This window comes from Micrococcus sp. (assembly GCF_030523875.1).
Classification (GTDB): Bacteria; Actinomycetota; Actinomycetes; order Actinomycetales; family Micrococcaceae; genus Micrococcus.
Genome location: NZ_JAUNHR010000151.1, coordinates 1 through 2,382 on the forward strand (window position 1 = coordinate 1; position 2,382 = coordinate 2,382).

General features: G+C 66.8%; 2 protein-coding genes. One reads left to right on the forward strand and one right to left on the reverse strand.

All coding sequences use genetic code 11. The features are described 5' to 3' along the window. Positions 1-53: 53 nt before the first annotated feature. Positions 54-1,472, forward strand: coding sequence for an amino acid permease (locus Q4D18_RS11570; protein WP_303128562.1), 1,419 nt, complete (start codon positions 54-56; stop codon positions 1,470-1,472). 307 nt (positions 1,473-1,779) lie between these two features. Here the strand turns inward: Q4D18_RS11570 and Q4D18_RS11575 are convergent. After that, the coding region (locus tag Q4D18_RS11575) for an APC family permease (protein ID WP_303128564.1) at positions 1,780-2,382 on the reverse strand (603 nt) is incomplete at its 5' end.

Sequence of the window (2,382 nt, forward strand, 5' to 3'; positions counted from 1 at the left end):
AGTCTCTCAGGGCGGTTCATGGCCGCCCTCCATTCCTCGTTGGAGATACAGACATGAGCACTCAGGCATCCACTGCCTCAGCACCACGCTCGCATGACGAGCTCTCGCGCAATCTCTCCTCGCGCCACGTTCAGTTCATCGCGCTCGGCACCGCCATTGGCACGGGCCTTTTCTACGGATCGTCGGAAACGATCCAGGCCGCAGGCCCCGCCGTTTTGGTCGCATACCTGATCGCGGGCTTCATGGTCTTCATCGTCATGCGCGCCCTGGGCGAGATGGCCGTCCGCTACCCCGTCGCCGGGTCGTTCGCGCAGTACTCGAACACCTTCCTCGGCCCGTTCGCGGGCTTCCTGACGGGCTGGATCTTCTGGCTCGAGCTGGCCGTCGTCGCCATTGCCGACATGACCGCTGTGGCGACCTACATGGGCCTCTGGTTCCCCGGCGTCCCCGGCTGGCTCTGGATGGTGCTGGCCGTGGCCATCATCGGCGGGCTAAATCTGCTGGCCGTCCAGGTGTTCGGCGAGCTTGAATTCTGGTTCTCCCTCATCAAGGTTGTGGCTATTCTGGCGCTCGTGGTCGGCGGCATCGGCCTCATTCTCTGGGGCGCCAACGTCGGCGGCACCACGCCGGACATCGCCAACCTGTGGCAGCACGGCGGTTTCGCGCCGTTCGGCCTCTGGGGCATCATCATGAGCTTCAGCATCGTCGTCTTCTCCTTCGGCGGCGTGGAGACGCTCGGCATGACCGCGGGCGAGGCCGGAAACCCGGAGCGCTCCATTGCGCGTGCCGTCAACTCCGTGCCGTTCCGCATCCTCCTCTTCTACGTGGCCGCCCTCGCGGTCATCATGGCGATCTTCCCGTGGAACCAGGTCACCGGCGAGTCCTCCCCGTTCGTCGAGGTCTTCGCGGCGCTCAAGGTGCCGGCGGCGCAGCACATCATGAACTTCGTGGTCCTCACGGCGGCCCTGTCCGCCATGAACGCGATCTTCTACGCCGGCTCCCGCACCCTGTACGGGCTCGCGGAACAGGGGCACGCGCCGAAGTCCTTCCTGCGCCTGTCCCGCCGCAGCAACATTCCCGTGCTGCCGGTCATGGCCATGTTCGGCGTGGCTGTTGTGGGCCTGTTCCTCTTCATCGCCATTGAGAAGCGGCTGTTCTTCTACGTGGCGGCCATCGCGACCTTCGCGACGGTCTTCACGTGGCTCATGATCCTCCTGGCCCACTGGCGGATGCGCTCGCTCATCAAGCGCGAGGGCGCGGCGCCCGGCTCATTCCGGTCCCCGCTGTTCCCTGTGCTCAACGCGATCGCCATTGCCTTCATCGTCTTCGTCATCGTCCTGCTGGCCCTGACCGAGGGTGGGCGCAGCGCGTTCATCGTCGGCGTGTCCGCGCTGGTGATCCTGGCGATCGGCTACGCGCTCTTCGTCAAGGGCCATGGGCGCGAGCGCCTGATCCTCACGCCGCGCGAGTAAACCAGCCCCGGGGCCGCTCAGACGCCCCGGACCACCACCCCAGACCGGGGCCGCTCACAGCGAGCGGCCCCGGTTTTTTGTGCTGGACGCTCGCGTGCCGCACCGCCCGTGGCGCCTTTGGTCAAACCACGTCATCTTTAAAACAACCACGCCCCCTTTGAGGCCCTTCTCCCGCATGAACGCGCTCCAATGATGACGTGCATTGTTCAATGGCGGCACAGATTGACGGGGGCCCGCACCACGCGCCGGGCACACGAAAGGGCCGGGACCCGCGGTGGCGGATCCCGGCCCTTGTGCCGCTGAAGGACTACTCTGCTGCGCGGCGCGGCGTGGCGGCGGAACGGTCGACGTCCGCACCGTGGTGCGCGTTATCCGCAGACGCGGGGTTGTCGACGGAGCCCATGGCCGGAGCTTCGTAGCCCGGCTTCCCCAGGACGGCGTGCGTGCGTCCGTAGGCGAAGTAGATGGCGAAGCCGATGGCGAGCCAGATCGCGAAGAAGATCCAGGACTCGACCTTGAGGTTCAGCATCAGGTAGAAGCACAGCAGCGCGGACGCCACGGGGATGACCGGGCCGCCCGGGACGCGGTACGCCGGGGTGAGGTCCGGGCGCTTGCGGCGCAGGACGATCACGCCGATGGACACCATGACGAACGCAGAGAGCGTGCCGATGTTGATGAGCTCCTCCAGCAGGTCGACCTTGGTGAAGCCAGCGACAAGGGCCACGAGGGCGCCGCAGATGATCTGCAGGCGGGCCGGGGTGGCGCGCGTCGCGCTCGTGACGGAGAGCGCGCGGGGCAGGAGGCCGTCGCGGCTCATGGCGAGGACAACGCGGGCCAGGCCCATGAGGAGAACCATGATGACGGTGGTCAGGCCGATGAGCGAGCCCAGCGCGATGATCTGCGCGGCCCA

Bases quoted from the DNA above. Each gene is read 5' to 3' on its own strand.
- Q4D18_RS11570 (WP_303128562.1), top strand. From the start codon at position 54: ATGAGCACTCAGGCATCCACTGCCTCAGCACCACGCTCGCATGACGAG.